Source organism: Campylobacter jejuni (assembly GCF_001457695.1).
GTDB classification, from domain to species: Bacteria; Campylobacterota; Campylobacteria; order Campylobacterales; family Campylobacteraceae; genus Campylobacter_D; species Campylobacter_D jejuni.
This window is the reverse complement of record NZ_LN831025.1, coordinates 127251-150850: the sequence shown is the minus strand read 5'-3', so window position 1 is coordinate 150850 and position 23600 is coordinate 127251. Positions and strand designations below refer to the sequence as shown.

General features: G+C 29.8%; 22 protein-coding genes and 1 pseudogene. 10 read left to right on the top strand and 13 right to left on the bottom strand.

Features of this window, described 5'->3' with window-relative positions:
- Positions 1-108: 108 nt before the first annotated feature.
- Entirely contained in the window at positions 109-2088 is a 1980-nt protein-coding gene (locus AT682_RS00740) for a methyl-accepting chemotaxis protein (protein WP_058207847.1), read from the bottom strand.
- 252 nt (positions 2089-2340) lie between these two features.
- Between AT682_RS00740 and AT682_RS00735 the strand changes: the two genes are divergently transcribed.
- Genes AT682_RS00735 through AT682_RS00725 form a run of 3 tightly spaced genes read left to right on the top strand, consistent with a single transcriptional unit; the run spans position 2341 to position 4894 of the window.
- Positions 2341-3231: a metal ABC transporter solute-binding protein, Zn/Mn family gene (locus AT682_RS00735; protein ID WP_002883003.1), complete on the top strand. Its 891-nt coding sequence runs from the start codon at positions 2341-2343 to the stop codon at positions 3229-3231.
- A 12-nt stretch (positions 3232-3243) separates the two neighbouring features.
- Positions 3244-4098, top strand: a complete 855-nt coding sequence (locus tag AT682_RS00730; protein WP_002883002.1) for an ABC transporter ATP-binding protein — start codon at positions 3244-3246, stop codon at positions 4096-4098.
- Positions 4091-4894 (top strand): metal ABC transporter permease, encoded by an 804-nt coding sequence (locus tag AT682_RS00725; RefSeq protein WP_002883001.1) that lies wholly within the window; start codon positions 4091-4093, stop codon positions 4892-4894. The genes AT682_RS00730 and AT682_RS00725 overlap by 8 nt, the downstream gene beginning before the upstream one ends.
- Here the strand turns inward: AT682_RS00725 and AT682_RS00720 are convergent.
- The 11 genes and pseudogenes from AT682_RS00720 to tyrA all read right to left on the bottom strand — a co-directional run bounded on the left by AT682_RS00720 (position 4883) and on the right by tyrA (position 16039).
- Positions 4883-6220: an McrC family protein gene (locus tag AT682_RS00720; RefSeq protein ID WP_002883000.1), complete on the bottom strand. Its 1338-nt coding sequence runs from the start codon at positions 6218-6220 to the stop codon at positions 4883-4885. The genes AT682_RS00725 and AT682_RS00720 overlap by 12 nt on opposite strands.
- Positions 6220-7497, bottom strand: a pseudogene (locus AT682_RS00715) (McrB family protein); the annotation flags it as partial. The pseudogene AT682_RS00715 and the gene AT682_RS00720, both read right to left, overlap by 1 nt.
- A gap of 395 nt (positions 7498-7892) precedes the next feature.
- On the bottom strand, positions 7893-8315 hold the full coding sequence (gene rimP / locus AT682_RS00710; protein ID WP_002882998.1) for a ribosome maturation factor RimP: 423 nt from the start codon (positions 8313-8315) through the stop codon (positions 7893-7895).
- A complete protein-coding gene (gene rbfA / locus AT682_RS00705; RefSeq protein ID WP_002778650.1) occupies positions 8305-8667 on the bottom strand; it encodes a 30S ribosome-binding factor RbfA in 363 nt (120 codons plus the stop codon). Before rbfA ends, rimP begins: the two co-directional genes overlap by 11 nt.
- Positions 8664-11279: a translation initiation factor IF-2 gene (gene infB / locus AT682_RS00700; protein ID WP_002882997.1), complete on the bottom strand. Its 2616-nt coding sequence runs from the start codon at positions 11277-11279 to the stop codon at positions 8664-8666. Before infB ends, rbfA begins: the two co-directional genes overlap by 4 nt.
- Positions 11266-11523 (bottom strand): DUF448 domain-containing protein, encoded by a 258-nt coding sequence (locus AT682_RS00695; protein ID WP_002882996.1) that lies wholly within the window; start codon positions 11521-11523, stop codon positions 11266-11268. Before AT682_RS00695 ends, infB begins: the two co-directional genes overlap by 14 nt.
- 24 nt (positions 11524-11547) lie before the next feature.
- Positions 11548-12426: a homoserine kinase gene (gene thrB, locus AT682_RS00690; protein ID WP_002857455.1), complete on the bottom strand. Its 879-nt coding sequence runs from the start codon at positions 12424-12426 to the stop codon at positions 11548-11550.
- Positions 12427-12434: 8 nt separating this feature from the next.
- Positions 12435-12836 (bottom strand): tRNA threonylcarbamoyladenosine biosynthesis protein TsaB, encoded by a 402-nt coding sequence (locus tag AT682_RS00685; protein WP_002851789.1) that lies wholly within the window; start codon positions 12834-12836, stop codon positions 12435-12437.
- 38 nt (positions 12837-12874) lie between these two features.
- Positions 12875-13759, bottom strand: a complete 885-nt coding sequence (lpxC, locus tag AT682_RS00680) for a UDP-3-O-acyl-N-acetylglucosamine deacetylase (protein ID WP_002854588.1) — start codon at positions 13757-13759, stop codon at positions 12875-12877.
- Positions 13759-15132 (bottom strand): peptidoglycan metallopeptidase Pgp6, encoded by a 1374-nt coding sequence (pgp6, locus tag AT682_RS00675; RefSeq protein ID WP_002882995.1) that lies wholly within the window; start codon positions 15130-15132, stop codon positions 13759-13761. The genes lpxC and pgp6 overlap by 1 nt, the downstream gene beginning before the upstream one ends.
- A 79-nt stretch (positions 15133-15211) precedes the next feature.
- Complete coding sequence (tyrA, locus tag AT682_RS00670; RefSeq protein ID WP_002854548.1) at positions 15212-16039, bottom strand: prephenate dehydrogenase; 828 nt, start codon at positions 16037-16039, stop codon at positions 15212-15214.
- A 77-nt stretch (positions 16040-16116) separates the two neighbouring features.
- Between tyrA and bamA the strand changes: the two genes are divergently transcribed.
- Genes bamA through AT682_RS00635 form a run of 7 tightly spaced genes read left to right on the top strand, consistent with a single transcriptional unit; the run spans position 16117 to position 22633 of the window.
- Entirely contained in the window at positions 16117-18336 is a 2220-nt protein-coding gene (bamA, locus tag AT682_RS00665) for an outer membrane protein assembly factor BamA (protein ID WP_002882994.1), read from the top strand.
- Positions 18336-19058: an inositol monophosphatase family protein gene (locus tag AT682_RS00660; RefSeq protein WP_002882993.1), complete on the top strand. Its 723-nt coding sequence runs from the start codon at positions 18336-18338 to the stop codon at positions 19056-19058. Before bamA ends, AT682_RS00660 begins: the two co-directional genes overlap by 1 nt.
- An 8-nt stretch (positions 19059-19066) precedes the next feature.
- On the top strand, positions 19067-19909 hold the full coding sequence (accD, locus tag AT682_RS00655; RefSeq protein ID WP_002857277.1) for an acetyl-CoA carboxylase, carboxyltransferase subunit beta: 843 nt from the start codon (positions 19067-19069) through the stop codon (positions 19907-19909).
- Position 19910: 1 nt separating this feature from the next.
- Positions 19911-20360, top strand: a complete 450-nt coding sequence (locus tag AT682_RS00650; protein WP_025998312.1) for a 23S rRNA (pseudouridine(1915)-N(3))-methyltransferase RlmH — start codon at positions 19911-19913, stop codon at positions 20358-20360.
- Positions 20361-20371: 11 nt separating this feature from the next.
- Positions 20372-20734 carry a molecular chaperone DnaK suppressor DksA gene (gene dksA / locus AT682_RS00645; protein WP_002857406.1) on the top strand — a complete coding sequence of 121 codons (363 nt, stop codon included), beginning with the start codon at positions 20372-20374 and terminating at the stop codon, positions 20732-20734.
- On the top strand, positions 20724-21710 hold the full coding sequence (locus AT682_RS00640) for a hypothetical protein (RefSeq protein ID WP_002857470.1): 987 nt from the start codon (positions 20724-20726) through the stop codon (positions 21708-21710). Before dksA ends, AT682_RS00640 begins: the two co-directional genes overlap by 11 nt.
- Entirely contained in the window at positions 21707-22633 is a 927-nt protein-coding gene (locus AT682_RS00635) for a tRNA dihydrouridine synthase (RefSeq protein WP_002882991.1), read from the top strand. The genes AT682_RS00640 and AT682_RS00635 overlap by 4 nt, the downstream gene beginning before the upstream one ends.
- A 24-nt stretch (positions 22634-22657) precedes the next feature.
- Here AT682_RS00635 and AT682_RS00630 read toward each other — a convergent pair whose 3' ends face one another.
- A complete protein-coding gene (locus tag AT682_RS00630; RefSeq protein WP_016818257.1) occupies positions 22658-23443 on the bottom strand; it encodes a Cj0814-related protein in 786 nt (261 codons plus the stop codon).
- Positions 23444-23600 lie beyond the last annotated feature (157 nt).

The window sequence follows — 23600 nt, the reverse complement described above, 5'->3', positions numbered from 1 at the left end:
AACAATGGAAGTATAAAAATATTTGGAAACTTTTTAGAAACTTTGATGAAAAATTTAAATTGAAGGAAAAATTTATACCTAGTTTTTCACTAGGTATAAATTGAAGTTTTAAAACCTCTTCTTCTTAACATCTTCTAAGATATTATTAGCTATATCACTTACTGTACTAGAAATAATAGCTGATTCATTAGCAATTTCAACATTATCTTTAGTAGTTTGATCAATTTGAGCTACACTATCATTGATTTGAGTGATACCTGCAGTTTGTTCTTTAATACTTTCTGCCATATCATTGATAGATTGAACAAGTAAATTAGTATTAGCTTCAATTTCTGATAAAGACTTTTGAGTTCTTTCAGCTAGTTTTCTAACTTCATCAGCCACAACCGCAAAGCCTCTACCATGTTCTCCAGCACGAGCTGCTTCAATAGCTGCATTTAAAGCTAAAAGATTGATTTGATCTGCAATATCACCTATAATACCTGTAACATTTTTAATCTCTTCAGATTGAGCGATAACATCACTAGTTTTAACTGAAACATTTTGCATAGAAGAAGTGATCTCTTCTAAAGCTGCTGCAGTTTCTTCTAAAGAAGCTGCTTGAGAATTTGAAGAAGTAGTTAAGCTTTGAACAGCAGTTTGTAATTTTCCACTTTCATTAGCTAAAGCATTAGCAAAGTCTGAACTTTGTTTTAGCATTTTAATGATTTCTTGTCCTAGTGCATTAGTAGTTACCTCTACAGCTCCATTGGCATCTTTTACTTCAGTGGTAAAGTCAAGAGATTTATAACTATTAAATACTCTTTGAATTTCATTCATATCAGAACCTACTCTAGCTTGTAAAGCATCAAGAAGTCTATTTAGAACATTTTTTAATTCTATTAATTGTGGGTTTCTTGGATTAGCAGTAATTCTTGCTGTTAAATTACCACCTTCTACTACATGAACAGTTTCAACTGATTCTTTAACGGCTTGATTGTCTTGTTCTAAACCTCTTTTAGTAGCAAGAATGTTTTCATTGATAGCATTTGAGATTTGTCCAAATTCATCATTGCTTTTTACTTCTATAGTAGAAACATTTTTTGTTTTATGGTTGATAAAGTCAAAGAATGAAGTTAAACCTGTTTGGATAGCTGCAAGTGGGGAGAGGTATTTTGATACGATGAAATAAAGGAGGATGACGCTAAATACTACTACAATAATGACAACAATGGCTTGAATAAATGCAGCTTTTATAACTGGAGCCTCTATTTGTTCTATTGGCTTTGCACCGCAAGCAGTATAAATTCCAGAAACTTTTACACACACAGCAAATCTTTCACCACCATCTTTTAGTCTAGTATACTCAAAAGGTTCAAAATCTTTCTTGGTTTTTGCAAGATTTGCAATAGTACTAATATCATAACCTTGTTGCAAAAGAGTTTTATCTGTAGAAACAAATACTTTATTTTCTTCATCAAATACAAAAATTCTACCTGGTAAATTTTCAAATTCAGCTTGCAAATCTGCTGCAAGAACATCTATAGCCAAAACTCCTATAAATTTACCATCTTTATAAAGCGGAATAGAATATGTAAAGCAAGGTAAATTTGTAGTTACATCAATATAAGATGGGGTAATATAAAGTTTATTTGTTTTAACTGCTTCTATATAATATTCTCTTGTTCTAGCATCATAATTATCAGCTTTTCCATAAGTTCCAAAATCTAAATTTTTAGCATCAGAGTCTGGATCGCTTACAACAAGTTCGCCATTTGGTTGAGCGATATAAACTGCTAAGAATCTTCCAGCATCTCTAAATTTCTTTAAATCTTTTCCAACATAATGCATTAAAGCATCTTGGTTATCCAACTGTTCTACGGGATGCTTTAAAATGCTTTTAGCCAAACTTTCAAGAGCTAAAGAATTTCTTGCCTTAAAAGACTCTATAGAATTTTTAGCCGTTTTAACATAATTTATTTCAGCATTCACAACTTCATGAAAAATTTCTTGCTTTACAAACATAAATGTTATAACACCTAAAATTACCAAACACACTACCGTGATTAAATTTGCAATCAGTGTAACCTTCAATTTTACGCTTTTCATAATTTAAGCGCTCCTTTCTAAATATTATTTTATAGAGATATCTACATAAAGTTTTAGAATTATAAAAAAAAAAAAATAAATTTTTACTTAAATTTAAAAGTTATAAAAAATTAATTTAATAAATATTTAAATTAATTTATATTTATTATTTTTATTTAAATAAATATCGCTTCGAAAATTCTATAAATATTAAGCTTAATATCGTTATAATTTAAGTTATAATTTAAAAAAATTTATATCAAAGGAAATATTTTGAAAAAAATTATATTATTTATCTTATCTTTAGGGATATTTTACACTTTCACACAAGCTAAAAATTTAGAGCAAGAACAAAATACTAGTAGCAATTTAGTTAGTGTCAGTATAGCACCTCAAGCATTTTTTGTTAAAAAAATAGCTGCAAATACTCTAGATGTCAATGTTATTTTGCCCCCAAATAGCAATGAGCATAATTTTGAATTTAAACCAAGTACTATGAAAAAACTTGAAAAAAGTGATATTTATTTCACTATAGGCTTAGAATTTGAAAAAGTTTTTACGGATAAATTTAAACAAAATTTTCCAAAACTTCAAGTTGTAAATATGCAAAAAAACATAGCTTTGATTCAAACTCATGATACACACGAACACTCTCATGAGCATGAACACCACGAACATGAGCATTTTGATCCTCATACTTGGCTAGATCCTATTTTAGTCCAAACTATGGCTTTAAATATTTATGACACCTTAATTCAAAAATATCCACAAAATGAAAATTTATATAAAGAAAATTTAGATAAATTTTTAGCAGAATTAAATAGTTTAAATTTACAAATTGCCTCAAAATTAGAAAAATTAAAAAATAGAGAATTTGTAGTTTATCATCCTTCTTGGACATATTTTGCAAAACGCTATAATCTTACACAAATTCCTGTAGAAATTTTAGGCAAGGAACCAAAAAGCAAAGATTTGCAAAAACTTATCACTCTAATGAAAGATAAAAATTTAAAAGTCATTTTTGTTCAAAATGGTTTCCCTGAAAATGCAGCAAAAACACTTGCTAAAGAATGTGATGCAAAAATTTACAAAATAGATCATTTATCTTATGATTGGGAAAATGAGCTTTTAAAAACTGCTGATGCCTTTTCTCATAATTTATAATCAGGTTTTTTGATGCTTTTTTTTGAAATTTCTAATCTAAACTACGCTTATGATAATGAAATCATCTTAAAAAACATCAATCTTAACTATGACAATAAAGACTTTCTCTCTATCATAGGTCCAAATGGTGCAGGAAAATCAACACTCGTAAAACTTATCTTAGGACTTTTAAAATCCAAAAATGAAATCCATTTCAAAGCTCTTCAAAGAAAAGAAATAGGCTATGTTCCTCAACACACTCTAGCCAATCCTAATTTTTGTCCAAGAGTACTTGAAATCGTTCTTATGGGACTTGTAAGTAAAAAAATTTTTGGTTTTTATGGGAAAAAAGATAAAGAAAAAGCTATGCAAGCTTTAAAAAGTGTAGGAATGGAAAAATTTTGGAACAAAACAATTGATTCTCTAAGCGGAGGACAAAGACAACGTGTTTTTATCGCAAGAGCCTTAGCTAGTGAATGTAAGATGCTTATTTTAGATGAACCTACCGCAAGCGTTGATAACAAGTCTGCTATACAAATTTTTGAACTTCTAAGCTCTTTGCACCAAAAAGGCATGGGAATTTTACTCATTTGTCACGATATCAACCTTGTATTAGCTTATAGCGATAAAATTGCACATTTAAACAAAGAACTTTTCTTACATACCAACACTAAAGAAAAAGAAAAAAGTTCATTTTTAAAACATTTATACGAAAACCACTCTCATTTTTGTGATGTAGAAATGAGTTTAAATACTTGTTTTTGCGATGAAGAAAATTGCGATAGTAAAAAACTATGCGAACAAGAATTTACAAGAAGAAATTTGAAAAAAACAGAATTTAAAAAAGAAAATTTTTGTTTAAAATTTTCAAAGGAAAATAATGCTTGAAATTTTAAATTTCACCTTTTTTCAAAATGCTTTACTAGGAGCGATTTTAGTCAGTATAGCTTGTGGGATCATAGGCACTTTGGTGATGATAAATCGCCTTTTTTCTATGGCTGGAGGTATAACACATGGGGCTTTTGGTGGTATAGGTATAGCTTTTTATTTCTCTTTGCCCATTTTATTAAGCACGGGAATATTTACTTTATTTTTGGCTTTTTTAGTAGCTTTTTTAGCTAAACGCTATGAACACAGAAGTGATAGTATTATCGCTGTAATCTGGGCTTTTGGAATGGCTGTTGGGATTATTTTAATCGATTTAAGCCCTAGTTATAACACAGATTTAATGGCTTATCTTTTTGGGAGCATTTTGGCTGTAGGAACACAAGATTTATGGCTTATGGCTTTGGTTGATAGCGTGGTGATACTTTTGATCTTTTTATTTTATAGACAATTTGAAGCATTAAGCTTTGATGCGGAATTTGCAAAAGTTCGTGGTATCAATACAAGTTTTTTTCATTATCTTTTAATCGCCCTTATGGCTTTTTGTATAGTTATTTCTATACGCCTTGTAGGGCTTATTTTGGTTATGGCTTTACTTAGTATCCCAAGCTTTATTGCTGAAAATTTTACTAAAAGACTTGGCTTTATCATGATTTTGGCAAGTTTTTTAAGTATGATTTTTTGTGTTTTAGGACTTATACTTAGCTATTATCTTAATCTCTCAAGCGGTGCTTGCATCATAGCTGTAGCTTGCTTTGGTTTTTTAATGCATTTGATAGGGAAATTTTTAAAAAGGTAAAGGTGCAAAAAACACTTGCACTTTTATATCTTTTTGCCTTTGTTCTTTAAAATACAAATGCTCGCTTGCCTTAAAAACAAAAAATTTTTCTGCGATTTTTCTTTGTAAATCTTGAGTTTTCTCACATAAAGGATACACAAGTTTAATATCATAAATTTTAAATTTGCAAGCATAAGCAAACATTTGATACAAATCGCTTTGTGCTATACCCTGTTTTTTCTCATCTTCACTATCATTTGGAATTTTCCATTTGGTATCTAGGATCATTTTATTTTCTATATATAAATCAGGCTTTAACATGAAACAATTTTCATCATTTTTTGAGATTAGATACTTTCCACTGCTTTGGATTTTAATATCTTGAGTTGAATTTACTTTTTTTAGCATATAAGCTACATAATCTTCAAAAATTTTCTCCATAGGAAAAAGCAAGGTAAAAGCTTCATTTTTACCATGATAAGGCATAAAACTTTCATTTTTTAAGAAAATTTTACACCACAAAAGCAAGTTTTCATAATAATCAAAATGTCTTGAAATTTTATAGCTAAAATCTTTTTCATAATTTTTAGAAAATTCTACCTCATCAAGCATTTGCATGGCTTTTATAAGTCTAAATTTATTCAAACTTGTTTTTGATTTTAAAAAATTTAATGTTGATTTTATCAAACGATTGGGTGCTATGTCTAACACAAATTCATCACTACTTGTAAAAAATCTTTCTTTGTGTATCAAATTTTGCTTGATATGCTCGTTAAATAGTAATTTTCCCTTTAAAAAAGCCCTATTTTCTTCGCAACTTAGATAAGATCTCATCAAGCCTTTTTTATACACGCTATCAAATTCATCTAAAAACATAGTGATAAACACTTCAAATAAAGGAATTTTAGAACTTTGCAAAGATGAAATTTGCGATTTTTTAAAGGGAGAGTTTTTTAAGGTTTTTAGCATATTTATCAAAAGATTTTTAGGATTAAATTTAAAATCTTTTTCATAAAAATCATTATTTTTAGAAATATTGTCTAATTCATAACATCTTCTTAGTTTTTCTTTGTCATGATTTGAAGAACTATCTTCTTTTTTATAACTATCTAAATTCGTGCATTTTGGCAAAATCTCCAAAACCCCGCTTTTAGTCTGTATAATGCCGACATAATTTTTAGCTTTTAAGGAATTTTTGTTTTTAAAGCCTAGAAGATTTTCATTATTTTTTGCAAAGTCTTCTAGCTCTTTATAAAACCCTTCGGCCTTTTCTTTGAAAATTTCTTTTAAATCTTCTTTAGAAAAAGCTTGGTATTCGATGATGGAAAAAGTATTACTTGTTTTCATTATTCATATATTTTTATAAAAGTATCTTTACTCCAATTATTACTATCACTAAATTTATAAACAATCTTATCGCTTTCTATAAATTCTGTCATATTTTTTAAATAATCTTTATTTTCAACACTAATTTCCAACATACCATTTTTATTTAAAACTGCGTCAATCAAAGCATAGTCATTGTAAAAATACTCTTGCAAAAGTGGGATGATTTTATTTTTAAAAACCTTTTTTAAATCTTCTAAATTTTCAACACTTATAAAAAATGCATGACCTATGGTTTTTTCTCTATCTAGTAAATATTCTATACGAGTGTTTATAGCTTTTAATAATTCTTGTAAATTAATACCTTCACAATCTATAGATAATTTGCTCACATCAGGCATCATCTCAATAAATTCAAATCTTCTTCTTAAAGCTGTATCAAGAGAAGTTATGCTTCTATCGGCTGTATTCATAGTACCTATGATATAAACATTTTTAGGTACTCCAAATTCTTTGCCACTATAAGGCAAAGTCACTTTTAACTCTTCTTTTTCACCTATCCTTTTGCTAGCTTCTATCAAGGTTATAAGCTCACCAAAAATCTTACTTACATTACCACGATTGATTTCATCGATGATGATTATATAAGGTAAATTTACTTTTTCATCTTTTTCTTTGTAATCTTCTAAACCCTGCAATTTTAAATAATTTAATATAGCTCTAACATATGCTGAATTATATATTTCATCTATATTAGAAGTTTTATATAATTTTTCTATATTATCTATACTTACTGGATAATCTTTATGATTTTTACTCATATCATCAAATTTAATTCTAAATGTTTTTCCATTTCTATATTGAATAGAATATTTAGTATTTGGTAATTCAAAATATTTTTCTGGATTATTATCATCTATTTTTACTTTTTCTTTTAATTTATCTATATAAAAATTAAAATTTTTTATACTATCCCTATTTTCTAAAGCTTTTTCGCAAAGTTCTTTAAAAATTCCATCTTTTACATCATATTTTACTTCTTGAGAATTTTCATCATTGTCTATTATAGGCTTTATACCTTCTACAAATTCTTCATATCCATAGCTTTGATGAAAAGTAGTAAATACTATTTGTCCATTTTTTACATACTCATCAAATATTTTTTTTCTATTTATTCTATCATCTTCACTTGGAATTTGTATTTTTTCTTCTTTTGATATAATCTCTAAAGCTTTATCTATAGTATGATAAGTTTTTCCTGTCCCTGGAGACCCATAAAGAATTTGGTTTAAGGATATATTATTATTTATATTATCCTTTATAATTTTAAAATCATCTTTAGAAAATGTATTTTTTGGTATAGCAAAAAATTTGCAATTTTTATAATATCTATAAAATATTTCTCCATCTTTACTCATAGTTTTTAAATAATTAAGAATAGAAGAAGTCCATTTATCACCTTGACTTTTTGTGTGAAATTCATCTATAAATTTACCTTCTTGATAAACATACACACTCATACCGCCATTTTTTACAACTGCTTCTTTAAATTCATCTTCATCTTTTGGAAAATAATAATACACATTACCATTTTGATCTGCCTTACTTATTTTCCAATCACATTTATTTTCTAACATTGCATGCCTTTTGATTTTTTGTTTTTATTTTAATTATATAAAAAAAATCTAAATTTTTACCACTGTATGAAAGTTCTAGCTTTTTTTATATCATTAAAATTTATAGTAGTTTTTTCTTTATTTTCTAAATTTTCTAAAGTGATATTTTCATCATCTACAGCAATGATTTTTGCTTCGAATTTTTCTTTTTCATTGGTTGTGATCTTCACAAGTTCACCTATACTTTTTGCAAAATGTTCTATCTTGCTAAGTTTTCTTTCAAGTCCTGGTGAAGATACTTCTAAAAAATACTCCCCATTTACAGGTGGTTCTACATCAAAAATAGGCGATAAAATTTCACTAAGCTTTGCACAATCATCAAGATTTACCCCGCCTTCTTTTTGCACATAAATTCTATAAATTTTTTTACCATTTTCACTTACTAGCTCATCATCATAAAAGCTAAGTTCTGCTTCTTTGCAAAGGGCTTCAAGATTCATTTTTATCCTTTTTTATTTTTTCAAAAAGTGCGTCCATATGGTTTTGATACTCAAGCCTATCATCAAATTTAAAATGAAAATTCGGACACCTATACCAGCCCTGCTCGCTCATGCAATAATTTTGCAAAGCTCTACTTGCCTTTTTTAAAGAAGATAAAATTTTTTCTTGCTCATGAACATTAAAAAACATTTTATCAAGATACACAAAAGCATCGTATCTGCCTTTTTTACACTCTACATCCACTACACACAAATTTTTCAAATTTTCATCATCTAAATTTGCTAAAGCTTCAGGGATCAGCTCTTTTAAGATACTTTCAGTGCGTAGTTTTTTAATCTCACTTGGGTTCATAGACTTGCTTGTTCCTCTACTTCTTTATAGCTTTCTATATAATCACCCACTCTCATATCATCACACCCTTCTATACCTACGCCACACTCATAGCCTTTTGCCACTTCTTTAGCATCATCTTTAAAACGTTTAAGCGAGCTTACATTTCCTTCATAAACCACAACTCCATCACGGATAAGGCGAATTTTAGCTCCACGGTTAATCACCCCTTCAGTTACCATACAACCTGCGATTTGTCCGATTTTTGGCACATTGATCACTTGTCTAATCTCTGCTTGTCCTAATTGCTCTTCAGAAATAATCGGGCTCATCATACCACCAAGTAAGGCTTTTACATCGTCTAAAAGATTATAAATCACATTATAGGTTTTAATTTCTACGCCTTTATCCTTAGCACGCTCTTTAACTTCCCCTGTTGGGCGTATGTTAAAACCTAGTACTATAGAGTTTTCACTCGCACTTGCAAGCTCTATATCACTTTGTGTGATCCCTCCTACCCCGCTATGAATGATATTCACTTTAATCTCATCATTTCTAAGTTTTTCTAAACTTGCTTTTAAGGCTTCTAAAGATCCTTGCACATCAGCTTTTAAAATAACAGGCAAGGCTTTTAGATTGCCTTCTTTGATCTTAGCTCCAAGCTCATCAATGCTAACTTTAGTGGATTTGCTAAGTTCTTTTTGGCGGTTGTATTCGTGGCGTTTATTAGCGTATTCTCTTGCTTCTTTATCTGTTTTTACTGCGATTAAAATTTCACCTGCATCTGCTACTTCACTAAGTCCTACGATAACCCCACATTCACCTGGTTTGATTTCTTTTAAGGCTTTACCTTGATCATCGCTCATCGCACGCACTTTTCCATAAGCCTCGCCTGCAACCACAGTACTTCCTACAGTAAGTGTTCCATTTTGCACGATGATAGTAGCTACCGCGCCACGCCCTTTTTGCACAGAACTTTCTATAATGCTTGCTTTAGCAAAACTTTTTGGATTGGCTTTAAGTTCTAAAATATCAGCTTGTAAAAGCACAATTTCAAGTAAATCTTCAATCCCCATTCCTGTTTTAGCCGAAACTCCTGCAAATTCATAAGATCCGCCCCATTCTACTGGCATAATTTCCATTTCTGCGAGTTGAGTTTTTACCATATCAGGATTTGCCGCTTCTTTATCCATTTTGTTAATAGCGATAATAATAGGCACACCTGCTGCCTTAGCATGATTTATCGCTTCTTTAGTTTGTGGTTTTACTCCATCATCTGCAGCTACAACGATGATTACAATATCAGTGATACTTGCACCCCTTGCACGCATAGCAGTAAAAGCTTCGTGACCTGGAGTATCAATAAAAGTAATTTTGCGCCCGTTTTTTTCTACCATATAAGCACCCACGTGTTGGGTAATACCCCCTGCTTCTCCACTTGCAACGCGTGATTTTCTGATATAATCTAACAAAGAAGTTTTACCATGATCAACATGCCCCATGATAGTAATCACAGGTGCTCTAGTCACTAAATCTTTTTCATCAATCTCTTCTTCATAGTCTTTTACATAATCAAACTCATCAGCCTCGTTAATGATATTGATCTCTATACCAAATTCAGCAGCCAAAATTTCAATCGCATCTTCATCTAAGAAATCATTTTTTGTTGTCATCATTCCAAGCATGAAAAGTTTTGAAATCACTTCACTAGTGCTTTTTCCTATCTTATCAGCGAATTCATACACACGAATTTCTTTAGAAATAGCAACGCTACTTACTTCTTCTACTTCCTTTTTTTCAATCTTTTTAGGTGGTTTTTTACGACTTCTTCTTTGAATTCCACCTTCAAGTCCAAAACCCGCAGAATTTCCAACAGCTTGTCTTATAAAATTAGGTTGTTTTTTATTGATATTTTGTGGTTTTTCTTGTTCTTTTACACTAAAATCAGGTAACACTACCTCATCTTCATCATCTAAAGAAATATCACCAAAATCATGTTCATCTAAAAAATTCATTTTTTCGGTACTTTCTTTTTTACTCGCAGCAATAGATTTTTTTTCTTTTTTCTTTTTCTTTAAACTCTCATCAGCATTTGAAAACATAGTTTTTAAACTTAAGCGCTCTTCATTATTGATAGATATATCATTTGAATTTTTTACTTCTTCTTTTTTAACTTGAATTTCTTCTTCGTCTTTTTTCTTTTTAACAATGACAAGTCCGCGTCTTTTGGCTAAAGTTGCACTAGCAAGGCTTTGTGGCTTATGAGCATCAATAATTTCTTGTTTTTCTTCCTCTTTTGCATTTTCTTTTTCAACTTTTAATTCTTCTTTTTTAACTTCTTGTTTAAGCTTTTCTTCTTTTTTAGGTTCTTTTTTTTCAGATTCATTTAGCTTTTCTTGTTCTTTTATATTTTCTTTTTTAGGCTTTTTTGCCGTAGGAGTTTTGATATTTTTCTTAAAAGCTTCTGGAATTTCTCTTGTTTGTATATACTCATAAATAGCTGCCGCAATCTCGGGTTCTACAGCATTTGATGCTGTTTTAATTCCAAGTCCTAATTCATTTGCCTTTTCAATAATTTCCTTACTATCATAACCTAATTCTTTTGCGATTTCATGAATTCTAATCTTTGCCATTTAAAAATATCTCCTTAAGTCCTTGCTGAGTAATTTTAGTATTTAAATTTTTACATATTTTAGAAAATGCTTTTTGTAAGATTTTATCTTCTTTCTCAATACAATTTTGACATAAATATCCGCTTCTTCCATGTTCTGCTTTAGGTGCAATATCTCCTAAAACAACTTTAAATCTAAATAACATATTTTGCTCAAAGCGGTTTTTACACACTATGCACATTCTAATTGGTATATGTTTTTTCAAAATTATATCTTTTTTTTATATTTTTTAGCAAATTTCAAAGCCATTATCATCAAATTCTAAATATTGCACACGAAAATCTTTAAATTTTGTTTGCATTTTCTTTGCTAAAGCTAAAGCATCATCTTTAAAAGCTAAAGAAAAAAAGCTCGATCCTGAGCCTGAAAGTGTGCTCATTAAAGCTTTATTTTCTAAGGCAAATTTTTGCACTTCAAAAAGCTCGGGTAAGTTTTTCATACGATTGATTTCATGAAGCTTATCTTGACTTGCAAATTTTAAAAATTCATATTTTTTCTCCAAAAAACAAGCGGTTAAAAATGAAGCATGAGAAAGGTTGAAAACCGCATCATTAAAACTTAAATTTTTGGCCAAAGCTTGGCGTGATTGTTCCGTGCTCATTGCCAAATTTGGGATCACAACCACAGCAGCTAAATCTTTATCAATCTCTTTTTTGATACTATAAACTTTATTTTTTTCAACCAAAGAACACACAAAACCACCAAGAGTAGCTGGAGCGATATTATCTGGATGGTTTTCATAAATTAAAGCCTCATCTAAAATACGTTCTTTTTCTACCTTAAATCCACTCATATAATAAGCACTGGCAATAGCTCCAACAATCACAGCTGAAGAGCTTCCTAACCCTCTTGAAAGAGGAATGTTATTTTGAAAAATAAAACGAAAATTATCTTTTTTTCCGCTTAGTTTTTCATAAATTTCATAAAAAATATTTACAAATATATTGTTTTTTTTAAGAAAAATATTATCACTGCCCTCACCTCCAATACTAATGCTAAAAACACCTGATTTTTGGATTTGAGTTTCATTAAAAAGCTTTAAACTAAGTCCTAAACAATCAAAACCTGGCCCTAAATTCGCACTCGTAGCGGGAACTAAAATTTTCAAATTTCATCCTAAATTGCATCTAAAAAATAAAAAGGAAGATTATCATTATTTAGTTTAAGCTCTTGTAAATTTTTTGGTAAAAAAAACTCTGCTGGGATATTTTGCTCTAAACAAATTTCACCTTCTTTATATACAAAACAAAAATTTTTATTTGCACTTATGGGTTTATAGCCATTTAATTCAAAAGCACTCACCGCAAATAAAGGAATATTTTTTACTATACTTAAAGTACTCAAACTTACATAAGAAATTTTAATCCCCATATAAGAACCTGGACCATTAGCATAGATTAAACTTGTAAAATCATATTCTTTAAGCAATTCATCTAAAATTTTTGGTAAAAATTCGCTTGCTTTTTCTTCACTTTTATAAGTTTTTATAAGTTTATCATCTTGATAAATTCCGATCATTAAAGGCTTAGATAAAGCATTAAGCAAAAGAGAGGTTTTTATGCAAATACCTTTTCATAAGCTTTTTGGGTTGTTTTTTCAAGGCTTACAATTTCATAAGCATCTTTATCTTTTAAAACTTCTTTAGTGAGCAAATGATTTAAATGATGACTCCCAGCATATGAAGTATAATCTCCAAAAACACGATATCCAAGTAAGGTTAAATCTCCAATTGCATCTAAAATTTTATGTCTTACAAACTCATCTTTGAAACGCAAACCCTCAGGATTTAAAATACGATTTTCATCTACCACTATAGTATTTTCTAAACTTCCACCTAGTGCTAAATTCATACTCCTAAGAGCTTGAACATCTTTTAAAAAACCAAAAGTTCTAGCCCTTGCTATGTTTTCTATATAATTTTTTTTGCTGAATTCAAAATTGTAACTTTGTTCACCTATAACAGCATTGTCAAATTTAATTGTGTAATTAATACGGGGTTCTTTAGTAGGAGTTAAACGCACAAATTTATTACCATCTCTTACTTCTATAGGCTTTTTAATTACCATAATTTTTTTAGGCACATCAAGTTCTTTTACCCCTGCTTCATCAAGCATCATACAAAAACTAATACTTGATCCATCCATAACAGGAGCTTCATTTGCATTTAAAACTATGCGTACATTATCGATTCCATAAGCATTAATCGCACTCATTAAATGCTCTATTGTAGAAATAAATCCACGATCATCTCCTAAAACAGTTGCCATTTGAGTATTGATCACATTTTCAGGACTTGCCTTATAGCTTGCATTAAGATCGCTTCTAAAAAATACTATACCACTATTTGCTTCTAAAGGCTCTAAAGTAATTTCTATGGGCTCACCCTTATGAAGTCCTATACCTACGCCTTTGACAGTTTTTGCTAAAGTTAATTGTTTCATTAATTTTTTCCTAAAATTATCTTTTTACCATCATTTAAAACATTGTAAATATTATTTTCTATCCATTTTTTATCTTGCCATTGTTCAGGACGCGTTTCAACTCCTTGAACCAAAACTCCAAAATGCAAATGATCACCTAAGGCTAAACCACTTGTTCCTGTTTTGCCTATAATGCTTTGTTTATTAATCATTTCATCTAAATCAACATTTTTAGAAAAACAGTGCCCATAAAGACTATATACTCCAAAACCATGATAAATAATTAAATTTAAACCATAAATTCCATTTTCAGCAGCAAAAACAACCTTGCCTGCGTTATTGCTTATGATAGGAGCTTGTGCTACGCTTGCTAGATCAAGCCCCATATGATAAGAATCACTCACAAATTGCCCATTATAAGAATAATACCTATGATCAGCAAAATCCGCTACTTTCATACCATTTTTAAGAGGTAAAAATAAATTCAAATCAAAATTATCAATTTTTTCCTCAGGTACTTTTGAAGTGATTTCATGGATAAGTTCTTCATTGCTATTTCTTAAAGTTTCATTGACAAACTTAAATTTTTCATAACGATTGAGATTATTATCTTTTGGAGCATATTGATTTGCTAAATTCTCAATCTTTCCATCTAAAAATTTATCCGTTAGATTGATATTTGAAACACGATATTTACGATTAACAAAATAATACCTTATACATTCTTTTGAAATATTTCCCGCTTTATCCGTAGCGATAACAAATGCACGAAATTCCTCATCTCTTGCATCCCAAGCAATCAAAGCCGCATAATATCCTTCTTTTACATAAGGTGTGACTTTAAAGATTTTACCTTTATTTGTTTCTATATACACCTTATCTAAATTAGCATCATCGGCCTTAAAAACAACTGCCCCGGCACCGCCTTGCTCGATTTGGTAAGAATTGCTTATGATATTGATTTTTGGAGCCGTATTATCTACCAATACCGCAATTTGTTTTCTTGCTTCATTACCACTAAAAAAATTCCAAAAACTAGAATCTTTAGCTATCACCTCCAAAACAAAAGATTTTACATTTTCTTTGTAACCAAATTTTGGCAAAGCAACTTGTAAGGTAATATCTTTTAAATTAGAAATCTTTTCATCTGCTATAACCATTGTACTAGTATTGTCGTCTTTATGCAATATAATTTGTACATTTTTGATAGAACTTTCATCATCTTTAACATGCACTAAAATAGGTTTTTTAAGATCAGTATATACAACATCTGGCATTAAAATTTGAGGAGGATTTTTTTCAAAAATACTTAATCTTGAAATAAAAAAAATCAAAATTGCTATTAAAACTAAAATTAAAACAGATAAATAAGTTTTGCCTTTTCTTTTTGCCATAACCTTCCTTAAAAATTTTTAATGTTTTTGTTGTTTTTAGTATAAATTCTATTATATTTTCAGTAAATATCTAGCAAATTTATAAAATTTCTCTTAGAGTATTAGCCTGTTTCATCCATTCTCTTAATTCATCATTTTTGTCTAATTGTATCATTTGTTTACATCTCTCTAATTCTTGTTGAAAAAAATCAATAGAACTTAATACGTTATCTTTATTTTGTAAAAAAATACTTTCCCACATTTGTGGCGATGATTTGGCAATTCTGCTCATACCTTTAAAAGATCCTCCAGCTAAATGAACAATATTTCTTTTATCTTCTTCCTTCATTACAAAATTTGCCAAAGAAAAACTTATAACATGAGGCAAATGAGAAATAATAGCAGCATGATGATCATGGGCTTTACTATCCATAAAAACAATTTTCATCCCTAAATGAGAAAAAATTTCTACCGCTCTTTTTTGATGCAAGTCATCAGCTATTTCACTATCACAAAGAACACAAACTGCATCTTTATAAAGCTCTTTAAAAGCCGCTTTTGGACCTGAATTTTCAGTTCCTGTCATAGGATGAGCAAAAAGAGTTTGTTTGATTAAATTCTTAGGCAAACTTTCTATAATTTTTCTTTTTGTACTTCCAAGCTCTATAATTGTTACATTAGAAGGCAAATCAACTAACTTTTGCAAAATTTCTATAATAGCATTAACAGGAGTTGCGATAAAAATCATATCACATAAAGCTAAATCTTTAAATTCTATAAGCTCATGAATAAGACCTAATTGCAGGGCATCTTTTTCATTTTCTTTGCTTAAATCCATACCATAAACACAAGAAATAAGCTTATTTTCTTTCAAACAAAGCCCTAAAGATCCACCCATAAGCCCAAGCCCTATAATTGCTATTTTCATACTTTCTACCTTAGTTTTTTTGTTAAATTTTTTTTGCTATTATACAGCTTTTAATAAAGCTTTAGGTAAAAAAATCAATGAAAAAACATCTTATTAGTATTTGTGCTTTAGTTGCTATAGCCAATGCAGCAACCATTAAAGATATTAAATTTATCGGATTAAACCACTTATCAAATACAAGTGCCATGAATATTACAGGGCTTAAAATAGGCGAGGAAATAAATCCTGCAAAAATCAACACTGCTATTCTTAATCTTTATAAACAAAATTATTTCGAAAATATCGCGGTAGAAAACAACAATGGAATTTTGGAAATTATAGTTACCGAAAAACCAACTATAGCAAAGATTACTATCACAGGTATAGCTTCAAATGATAGAAAACAAGTTGAAAGTATTTTAGGGATTAAAAGAGGCACACTACTTGATGAAGGAAGTATAAAAGAAGCTATTGAACGCATTAAAGCTTATTATGAAGCAAAAAGTTATTTTGATACTATTATAGAATACAAAAAAAAGACTTTAGAAAATACTGATGGACTAGAGCTTGAATTTATAGTAAATCGTGGCGAAAATATCATTATTGATAATGTTCATTTAAGTGGAGCCAAGAAATTTTCATATTCTGATATAGAACCTGCTGTTGTTAACAAAGAAAAAGAATTTATGGGATGGATGTGGGGACGCAATGATGGAAAATTAAAAGTTTTTGAACTTAGTAACGATAGTTCAAGAATTGCTGATGAATATATGAAAAAAGGATATTTAGATGTTCAAGTATCCTCCCCTTATCTTAAAACCTACACAGATACTTATCAAGCAAATTTGACTTATTTTATCAAAGAAGGAAAGCCTTATAAAATTAAAAGTATAAGCATAGAAAATCCTTTATTTGATGATAAACAAAATACACAAACCGTAAAAGATTTAAGATCAAGCACTGGCAAAACTATCAATATCGAAGACATTAGAAAAGATGTTAAAACCATAGAAACACAAAGTGCTGATTTGGGTTATGCGTTTGTAGAAGTCTATCCTGATATTCAAAAAAATGATCAAACTCAAGAAGCCACCGTTGTATTTAAAGTAATCCCTCACGATAAAGTTTATATAAGAAATGTTATTATTTCAGGAAATTCACGCACTGTAGATCGCGTCATACGCCGAGAATTATATATAACAGAAGGTAATTTATACAATAGAACAGACTTAAGCGAGTCAAAAAATGCTTTAAAAAGAACTTCTTATTTTGACGATGTAAATATCAAAGAAGAAAAAGTTGATGATACACATATTGATTTGATTGTTGATGTTAAAGAAGCTTCTACAGGAGCTATTTCTGGAGGCATTGGCTATGGATCAAGCGATGGTATTTTACTTAATGCTTCTTTATCAGATACAAATATCTTTGGTTCAGGAATAAAAAGCTCTGTAAGCGTGGATAAAAGCGATGATACCTTATCAGGAAGGATTAGTCTCATAAATCCACGCGTTCTTGATAGTCAATATAGTCTAGGCGGAACACTTTATTCAAATGACTATGAATGGGATAATTATTCAGAAAAAAATTACGGCTTTGATATAACAGTTGGACGCCAATTTGCAAGATACTATAATGTAAGCTTAACTTATAATCTTGAACAAAGCGATATATATCACTTAAGTCCAACTCTTTTAAGAACAGGATATGAACTTGGCAAAAGTATTAAAAGCTCTATAACTCCAGCAATCACCTTTAACAATACAGATGATTATTATCTGCCACGATCAGGTATCATTGCTTCAACTAGTTTAGAATACGCTGGACTTGGCGGAGATCAAGAATTTATTTCATCAAGCTCTAAATTTAACTTTTATCAAGGTTTGCAAGACTATATAGGATATGATCTTATTTATCGCTATAAAGCGAGTTTTTATAAAGTATGGAATGAAGGTTATTTACCAATTAACCAAAGAATTTATTTAGGTGGTATTAGATCGATACGCGGTTTTGAAAGCAGAACGGTAAGTCCTAAAAATCAATGGGGAGATGAAGTAGGTGGAACCATAGCTTTTGCCAATTCTGTAGAACTTAGTTTTCCTTTGATTGATAGAATCAAACTTCGTGGTAGCGTGTTTTTTGATTATGGTATGATAGGACGTAAAAATTTAGATGAAATAAAAAGAATGAGTACAGGTATAGGCATTGAATGGATTACACCAATTGGACCTTTACAGCTTGTATTTGCCAAACCTCTTAATGATAAAAAAGGTGATAATACTAATAGTTTTGAATTTAATCTTGGAACACGCTTTTAATGAAAGAATTTTTAGATGCTTGCTTAAATGCAAATTTGCAAATACACAAGTATCTAAATAATATCCCACAAAATGATCTTAAACTTTGCTCTAAATTAGGCTATGATGAAAATCAAGGCTATGAGCTTGACTTAAAATGTGAACAAATTTTCATAAAATATCTTAGTTGTTTTGGACAAATTTTTTCTGAAGAAAGCGGATTGATCGGAAAAGCTAGGCCAAAACAAATGATTCTTGTTCCTTTGGATGGAAGTTCAAATTTTGTTTCTAAAATACCATTTTATGGAACTTCTATAGCTCTTATGGAAAAAGATCAGGCAAAAAGCGCTTTTGTTTGCAATCTTGTCAGTCAAGAAATTTTTGCTTTTAATAACAATCAAGCTTTTAAATCCAATCTTTCCGATCCAAAATACTCACCCTTAACACCCAATCTATTTCCTAAAATAGGTATAGTTGAAAAAATTTCACTTTATCCAGAACTTCTCGATTTTTTAACAAAAAATCAATTAAAATTTCGCTCTTTGGGTGCAACAGCCTTAAGTCTCGCTTATGCTTCGTATTTTAGTTTTGTATTAATTCTTGGAAAAACACGAATTTTTGATACAGCAGCTGCTTTAACAATTCATCAAAATTTATATATAGAAAAAAATGAAAATTTCCTTCTCCTAAGCCAAGACAAGAAAATTTTTGATATAATCTTGGAATTTTTAAAAAATAATTAGGTGAATATATGAATTTTGCAGATATTTTTTCAAAAATAAGAAGACAACAACCTAGTATTAAAGAAGCTCCAAATCACTGGGTAAAATGCCAAAGTTGTCATGCTTTGATGTATTATAAAGAAATAGAATCTTGTTTTAATGTTTGTCCTAAATGTAATTATCACATGAGAATTTCAGCTGATGAACGTATTAAACTTTTAAGCGATGAAGGCAGTTTTATTGAGTATGATGCAAATTTAGAAGCTATAGATCCTTTAAAATTTGTTGATAGCAAATCCTATAAAAAACGCCTTAGCGAAGGTGAAAGTAAAACAGGTAGAAAAAGTTCTGTTATCAGCGGAGAATGTGAAATCAATGGTTTAAAAACCCAACTTGTTGTATTTGATTTTTCTTTTATGGGCGGATCTTTAGGTTCTGTTGAAGGAGAAAAAATCGTTAGAGCTATACAAAGAGCCATCACAAGCAAAACCCCTCTTGTCATCGTAAGTGCAAGCGGTGGAGCTAGAATGCAAGAAAGTACTTATTCTTTAATGCAAATGAGCAAAACTAGCGCTGCACTTAAACTTCTTAGCAAAGAAAAACTTCCTTATATTAGCATTTTAACTGATCCTACTATGGGTGGGGTAAGTGCTTCTTTTGCTTGGCTTGGAGATTTAATCATCGCTGAACCTGAAGCTTTAGTAGGTTTTGCTGGTGCAAGAGTTATCAAACAAACCATAGGAGCAGATTTACCTGAAGGCTTTCAAAAAGCAGAGTTCTTGTTAGAACATGGACTTATAGATGCCATAGTTGAAAGAGGAGAACAAAAACAATATCTTAGCGATGTACTAAAATTTTTTAGTGGAAAATAATTTGCAAGTTAATATCTTTTGTATTCAAAAAAGTGATGAATTTAAAACTTGGAGCGAGAAATACTCTAAACTTATTTCTAAATACGCCACTTTAAAAGAAATAAATGTTTTTAATAAAAAAATAGCCTTAGCTCAAAATTTAAATGCCATAGAAGCAAAAAAAAGCTATGAAGAAGCTTTTATGCCTTATAAAAAAGGCTATTGTATCGCTCTTGATGAAAAAGGGAAAGATCTTACAAGTCTAGAATTTGCAAAACTCATCCAAGATAAAAATGAATTAAGTTTTTTTATAGGCGGTGCTTATGGTTTAAGAGAAGAATTTAATCAAAGTTTGGATTTTAGACTATCATTAAGCAAACTTACTTTAGCACATCAATTTGTTAAAACCTTACTTTTAGAACAAATTTATCGCGCATTTTGCATCAACAACAATCACCCTTATCACAAATAGAAAGTTTTAAAATGAAAAAAAATGAAATACAAAATTTCAAAAATATTTTAGAAGAAAGAAAAAAAACCATCTTAGAAAATTTGCAAAGCAATTCAAATGAAATCGAAGCTCTTCACAATAGCGTCCCAAGCGATAGTGTAGATTTTTCTGTCATAGAAACAGGCTCTCAAATTGACTTTACTATCAGCACCAATCTCAAAGAAGAACTTATAGAAATCGAAAATTCTTTAGATAAAATCAAAAACGGCACTTATGGAATTTGCGAATCTTGCGATGATGAAATCGACTCTCAAAGACTAAAAGTCAAACCTCACGCAAGATATTGTATCACTTGCCGTCAAATTGCAGAACAAGGAAAAAAACATGAAAATTAAACTCTTCTTACTTGCAAGTTTTATTTATATAGCACTTATTTTTGCCTTTGCTTGGCATCTAGAATTAGGAAGCTATACTCTAAATATCAGCACTTATACCTTTGAACTACCTATTATGATATGGCTTGTTATTCCTTTATTTATTTATATGATTTTAGCCGTTTTACACATAGCATTTTATGGATTTTTGCGTTATTTAAAATTTAAGCATTTTTTTAAAGATGCAGCTAAATTTGAAACTTATACTCAAGATTTACTCCTTGAAAAGGATCTTAAAACCACTTTTCAAACGAAAGAATTTAGAGCTGTGGCACAACTTTTTAAAACCATAAAAACACATGAAAAAATTCCACACTCAAATAAAATCAATGAAATTTTAGATCTTATTGATGGTTTAAATAAAAACGAATTTTTTAACCTTAGCAAATTTAAACTTGAAAATAACAATGCTTTATATTTGCAAAATGAAAAAAATCATCTCAAAAACGATGCAAATTACGCCTATAGCAAACTTAAAAACCTTAATGAAATCAAAGATGAATTTGAAGAAATTGCTTTTAACACTCTTATAGAAAAAGCTAGTTATGAGCAAATTAAAAATGTAAAAATCCCTAAAAAGCCTTCTGAAATTCTCACACTTATCAAGCGTTTTAAAGAAGGAAATTTAGAACTTAGTGTAGCAGAATATGAAGTTTTACTTTCACACAATATACTAAGCGAAAAAGACTATCTTAACGCAGCAAAACTAAGTATCAAACTTTTAAATCCTGATGCTATTTTAGGAATTTTCAATAAAATTAAAAATGAAAAAAGTGAAGCTTTAAGAGCGTATTTATATCTTTTAGCTGAATTTGGACTTTTAGATGAGCTAAGAGAGCAAATTCACAATGATGATAAGAAATTTAATGATTTTAAAGCCTTTTTAACCCTGCGTGAAAAAAATATCAAAATCGATCTAAACCAACTCATACAATGATAGATTTTAGCAAAAAACCCTTGTTTTTAGCCCCTATGGCAGGTTTTTCAGATCTGCCTTTTCGTAATGTAGTAAAAAAATTTGGTGCTGATATTACCATAAGTGAAATGATAAGTTCTAATGCCTTAGTTTATGAAAGTTCTAAAACTCTACATATGCTAGAAAGAGCTAAATTAGAAAATCCTTATATAGTCCAAATTGCAGGTGGAGATAAAGAAGTGCTAAAAAAAGCAGTACAAATGCTAAATGAAATGGATTTTGTAGATGGGATCGATTTTAATTGCGGTTGCCCTGTCAATAAAGTTGTTAAACAATGTGCAGGAAGTGCTTTGCTAGAAAATTTAGAGCTTTTTAAAAATCTTGTAGGAGTGATTAAAGAAAACAATAAAAAAAGCCTTACAAGTGTGAAATTTCGACTAGGATTTAATGAAAAATATCCTGAAAAAATGGCTAAAATTTGTGAAAGCTTGGGGGTGGATTTTGTAAGTATTCATGGACGCACAAGAAAACAGCTTTATAGCGGAAAAGCCGATTATGAATCCATTGCCAGCGCTAAAGCGAGCGTGAAAATTCCTGTGATTGCAAATGGCGATATCAACGCACAAAACGCTAAAGAAGTTTATAAAATCACAAAATGCGATGGACTCATGATAGGGCGTGCAAGCGTAGGAAATCCTTGGATATTTCATGAAATCAAAAGTGGTAAAAGTGTAGATGAAAAATTCAAAAAAGAAATCATACTCACTCATTTTGATGAAATGATAAAACACTACAAAGATCAAGGCATAAGTATATTTCGCAAGCATTTACACGAGTATTCTAAAGGGCATAAAGACGCTTCAGCCTTTAGAGATAGCGTTAATCGTATCGACAATGTCGAAGAAATGCGAAAAAAAATAGAAGAATTTTTTAGTTTAACTTGATTGATTTTTATAATTTAAAAAATCTTAAGCCTTAATATCTATAATTTTTGGTGCAGAATTTAAAGAAAGGATTTTATTAAATTCTCCTGCATCATCACTAAATTTCATACCAAAAAGAAGTTCTAATTCTTCACTAGTGCTAAATTTACCTTCTAATAGTTTTTTTACAAGTTCGTTTCTTGTACTATCATCTTTGTAAGTTTCTTTGTTTTTGCTTTCGCCTTGAATGGCTTTGAAGGGTTTTTCACTTTGTTGAGTGATAATTTCATTATCACTAGAAAGCAACATTTTATCGCCCATAGCCATTTCGTATTCTTTCACAAATTCATCGTGTCTTTGCTTAAAATCTATGTATTTAGTTTTAAACTCATCTAAGCTTAAATCTTTACTTATAAGTGCGTCAAATTCTTTATAAAATTCATCGGCTTTTTTGATGATGTCGTAGCCCAAATGAAACATCTTAGAATAAGAAACAAAAAAACCTAACATCATTTTCTCCGTAGTTGGGTCCCATTTTGTATAAGCAGGATTAAAATCTTTTAAAGGAGATTTTTCTATTTTATTGGGGTCTTTTAAAGCATTTGACTTCATAAAGTTGTTAAATTCTTGCATATCTTTTTTGCTAATACTTTCATCAAGTCCGAATATTTTGGGATTATACTCAAATTTTTTTCCACGATAAGGCAAAGCACCTTCTCCTGTTATAACGGCTACTCCGTGTTTGTTGATTTTAAAGTCAATATTTTTATCTTGTTTAAAATTTGAAGTGTTGTAATCATAGTTTAAATTTGAGTTTAGACTATTTATCATTTTTATTCCTTGCAAATCATATCGGCAAAGTAACCCAGTAGCTTAATATTTATTTTGTTTCTTTTTGTGATATATTTTTAAAACCACTATGAATAAAATAATGCAATAGGTTAAAGAAAAAAATAGCCACAAAAATATATTTTCGATATTCACAAAA

What these genes read in the sequence shown, in the direction of transcription:
- rbfA (WP_002778650.1), bottom strand. Translation starts at nt 8,667, where the DNA reads ATGAACCCAAGTGAGATTAAAAAACTACGCACTGAAAGTATCTTAAAA.
- lpxC (WP_002854588.1), bottom strand. Translation starts at nt 13,759, where the DNA reads ATGAAACAATTAACTTTAGCAAAAACTGTCAAAGGCGTAGGTATAGGA.
- bamA (WP_002882994.1), top strand. Translation starts at nt 16,117, where the DNA reads ATGAAAAAACATCTTATTAGTATTTGTGCTTTAGTTGCTATAGCCAAT.
- dksA (WP_002857406.1), top strand. Translation starts at nt 20,372, where the DNA reads ATGAAAAAAAATGAAATACAAAATTTCAAAAATATTTTAGAAGAAAGA.
- rimP (WP_002882998.1), bottom strand. Translation starts at nt 8,315, where the DNA reads ATGAATCTTGAAGCCCTTTGCAAAGAAGCAGAACTTAGCTTTTATGAT.
- AT682_RS00720 (WP_002883000.1), bottom strand. Translation starts at nt 6,220, where the DNA reads ATGAAAACAAGTAATACTTTTTCCATCATCGAATACCAAGCTTTTTCT.
- AT682_RS00685 (WP_002851789.1), bottom strand. Translation starts at nt 12,836, where the DNA reads ATGATCGGAATTTATCAAGATGATAAACTTATAAAAACTTATAAAAGT.
- accD (WP_002857277.1), top strand. Translation starts at nt 19,067, where the DNA reads ATGAATTTTGCAGATATTTTTTCAAAAATAAGAAGACAACAACCTAGT.
- tyrA (WP_002854548.1), bottom strand. Translation starts at nt 16,039, where the DNA reads ATGAAAATAGCAATTATAGGGCTTGGGCTTATGGGTGGATCTTTAGGG.
- AT682_RS00725 (WP_002883001.1), top strand. Translation starts at nt 4,091, where the DNA reads ATGCTTGAAATTTTAAATTTCACCTTTTTTCAAAATGCTTTACTAGGA.
- AT682_RS00640 (WP_002857470.1), top strand. Translation starts at nt 20,724, where the DNA reads ATGAAAATTAAACTCTTCTTACTTGCAAGTTTTATTTATATAGCACTT.
- infB (WP_002882997.1), bottom strand. Translation starts at nt 11,279, where the DNA reads ATGGCAAAGATTAGAATTCATGAAATCGCAAAAGAATTAGGTTATGAT.
- AT682_RS00630 (WP_016818257.1), bottom strand. Translation starts at nt 23,443, where the DNA reads ATGATAAATAGTCTAAACTCAAATTTAAACTATGATTACAACACTTCA.
- AT682_RS00740 (WP_058207847.1), bottom strand. Translation starts at nt 2,088, where the DNA reads ATGAAAAGCGTAAAATTGAAGGTTACACTGATTGCAAATTTAATCACG.
- AT682_RS00660 (WP_002882993.1), top strand. Translation starts at nt 18,336, where the DNA reads ATGAAAGAATTTTTAGATGCTTGCTTAAATGCAAATTTGCAAATACAC.
- AT682_RS00635 (WP_002882991.1), top strand. Translation starts at nt 21,707, where the DNA reads ATGATAGATTTTAGCAAAAAACCCTTGTTTTTAGCCCCTATGGCAGGT.
- AT682_RS00730 (WP_002883002.1), top strand. Translation starts at nt 3,244, where the DNA reads ATGCTTTTTTTTGAAATTTCTAATCTAAACTACGCTTATGATAATGAA.
- pgp6 (WP_002882995.1), bottom strand. Translation starts at nt 15,132, where the DNA reads ATGGCAAAAAGAAAAGGCAAAACTTATTTATCTGTTTTAATTTTAGTT.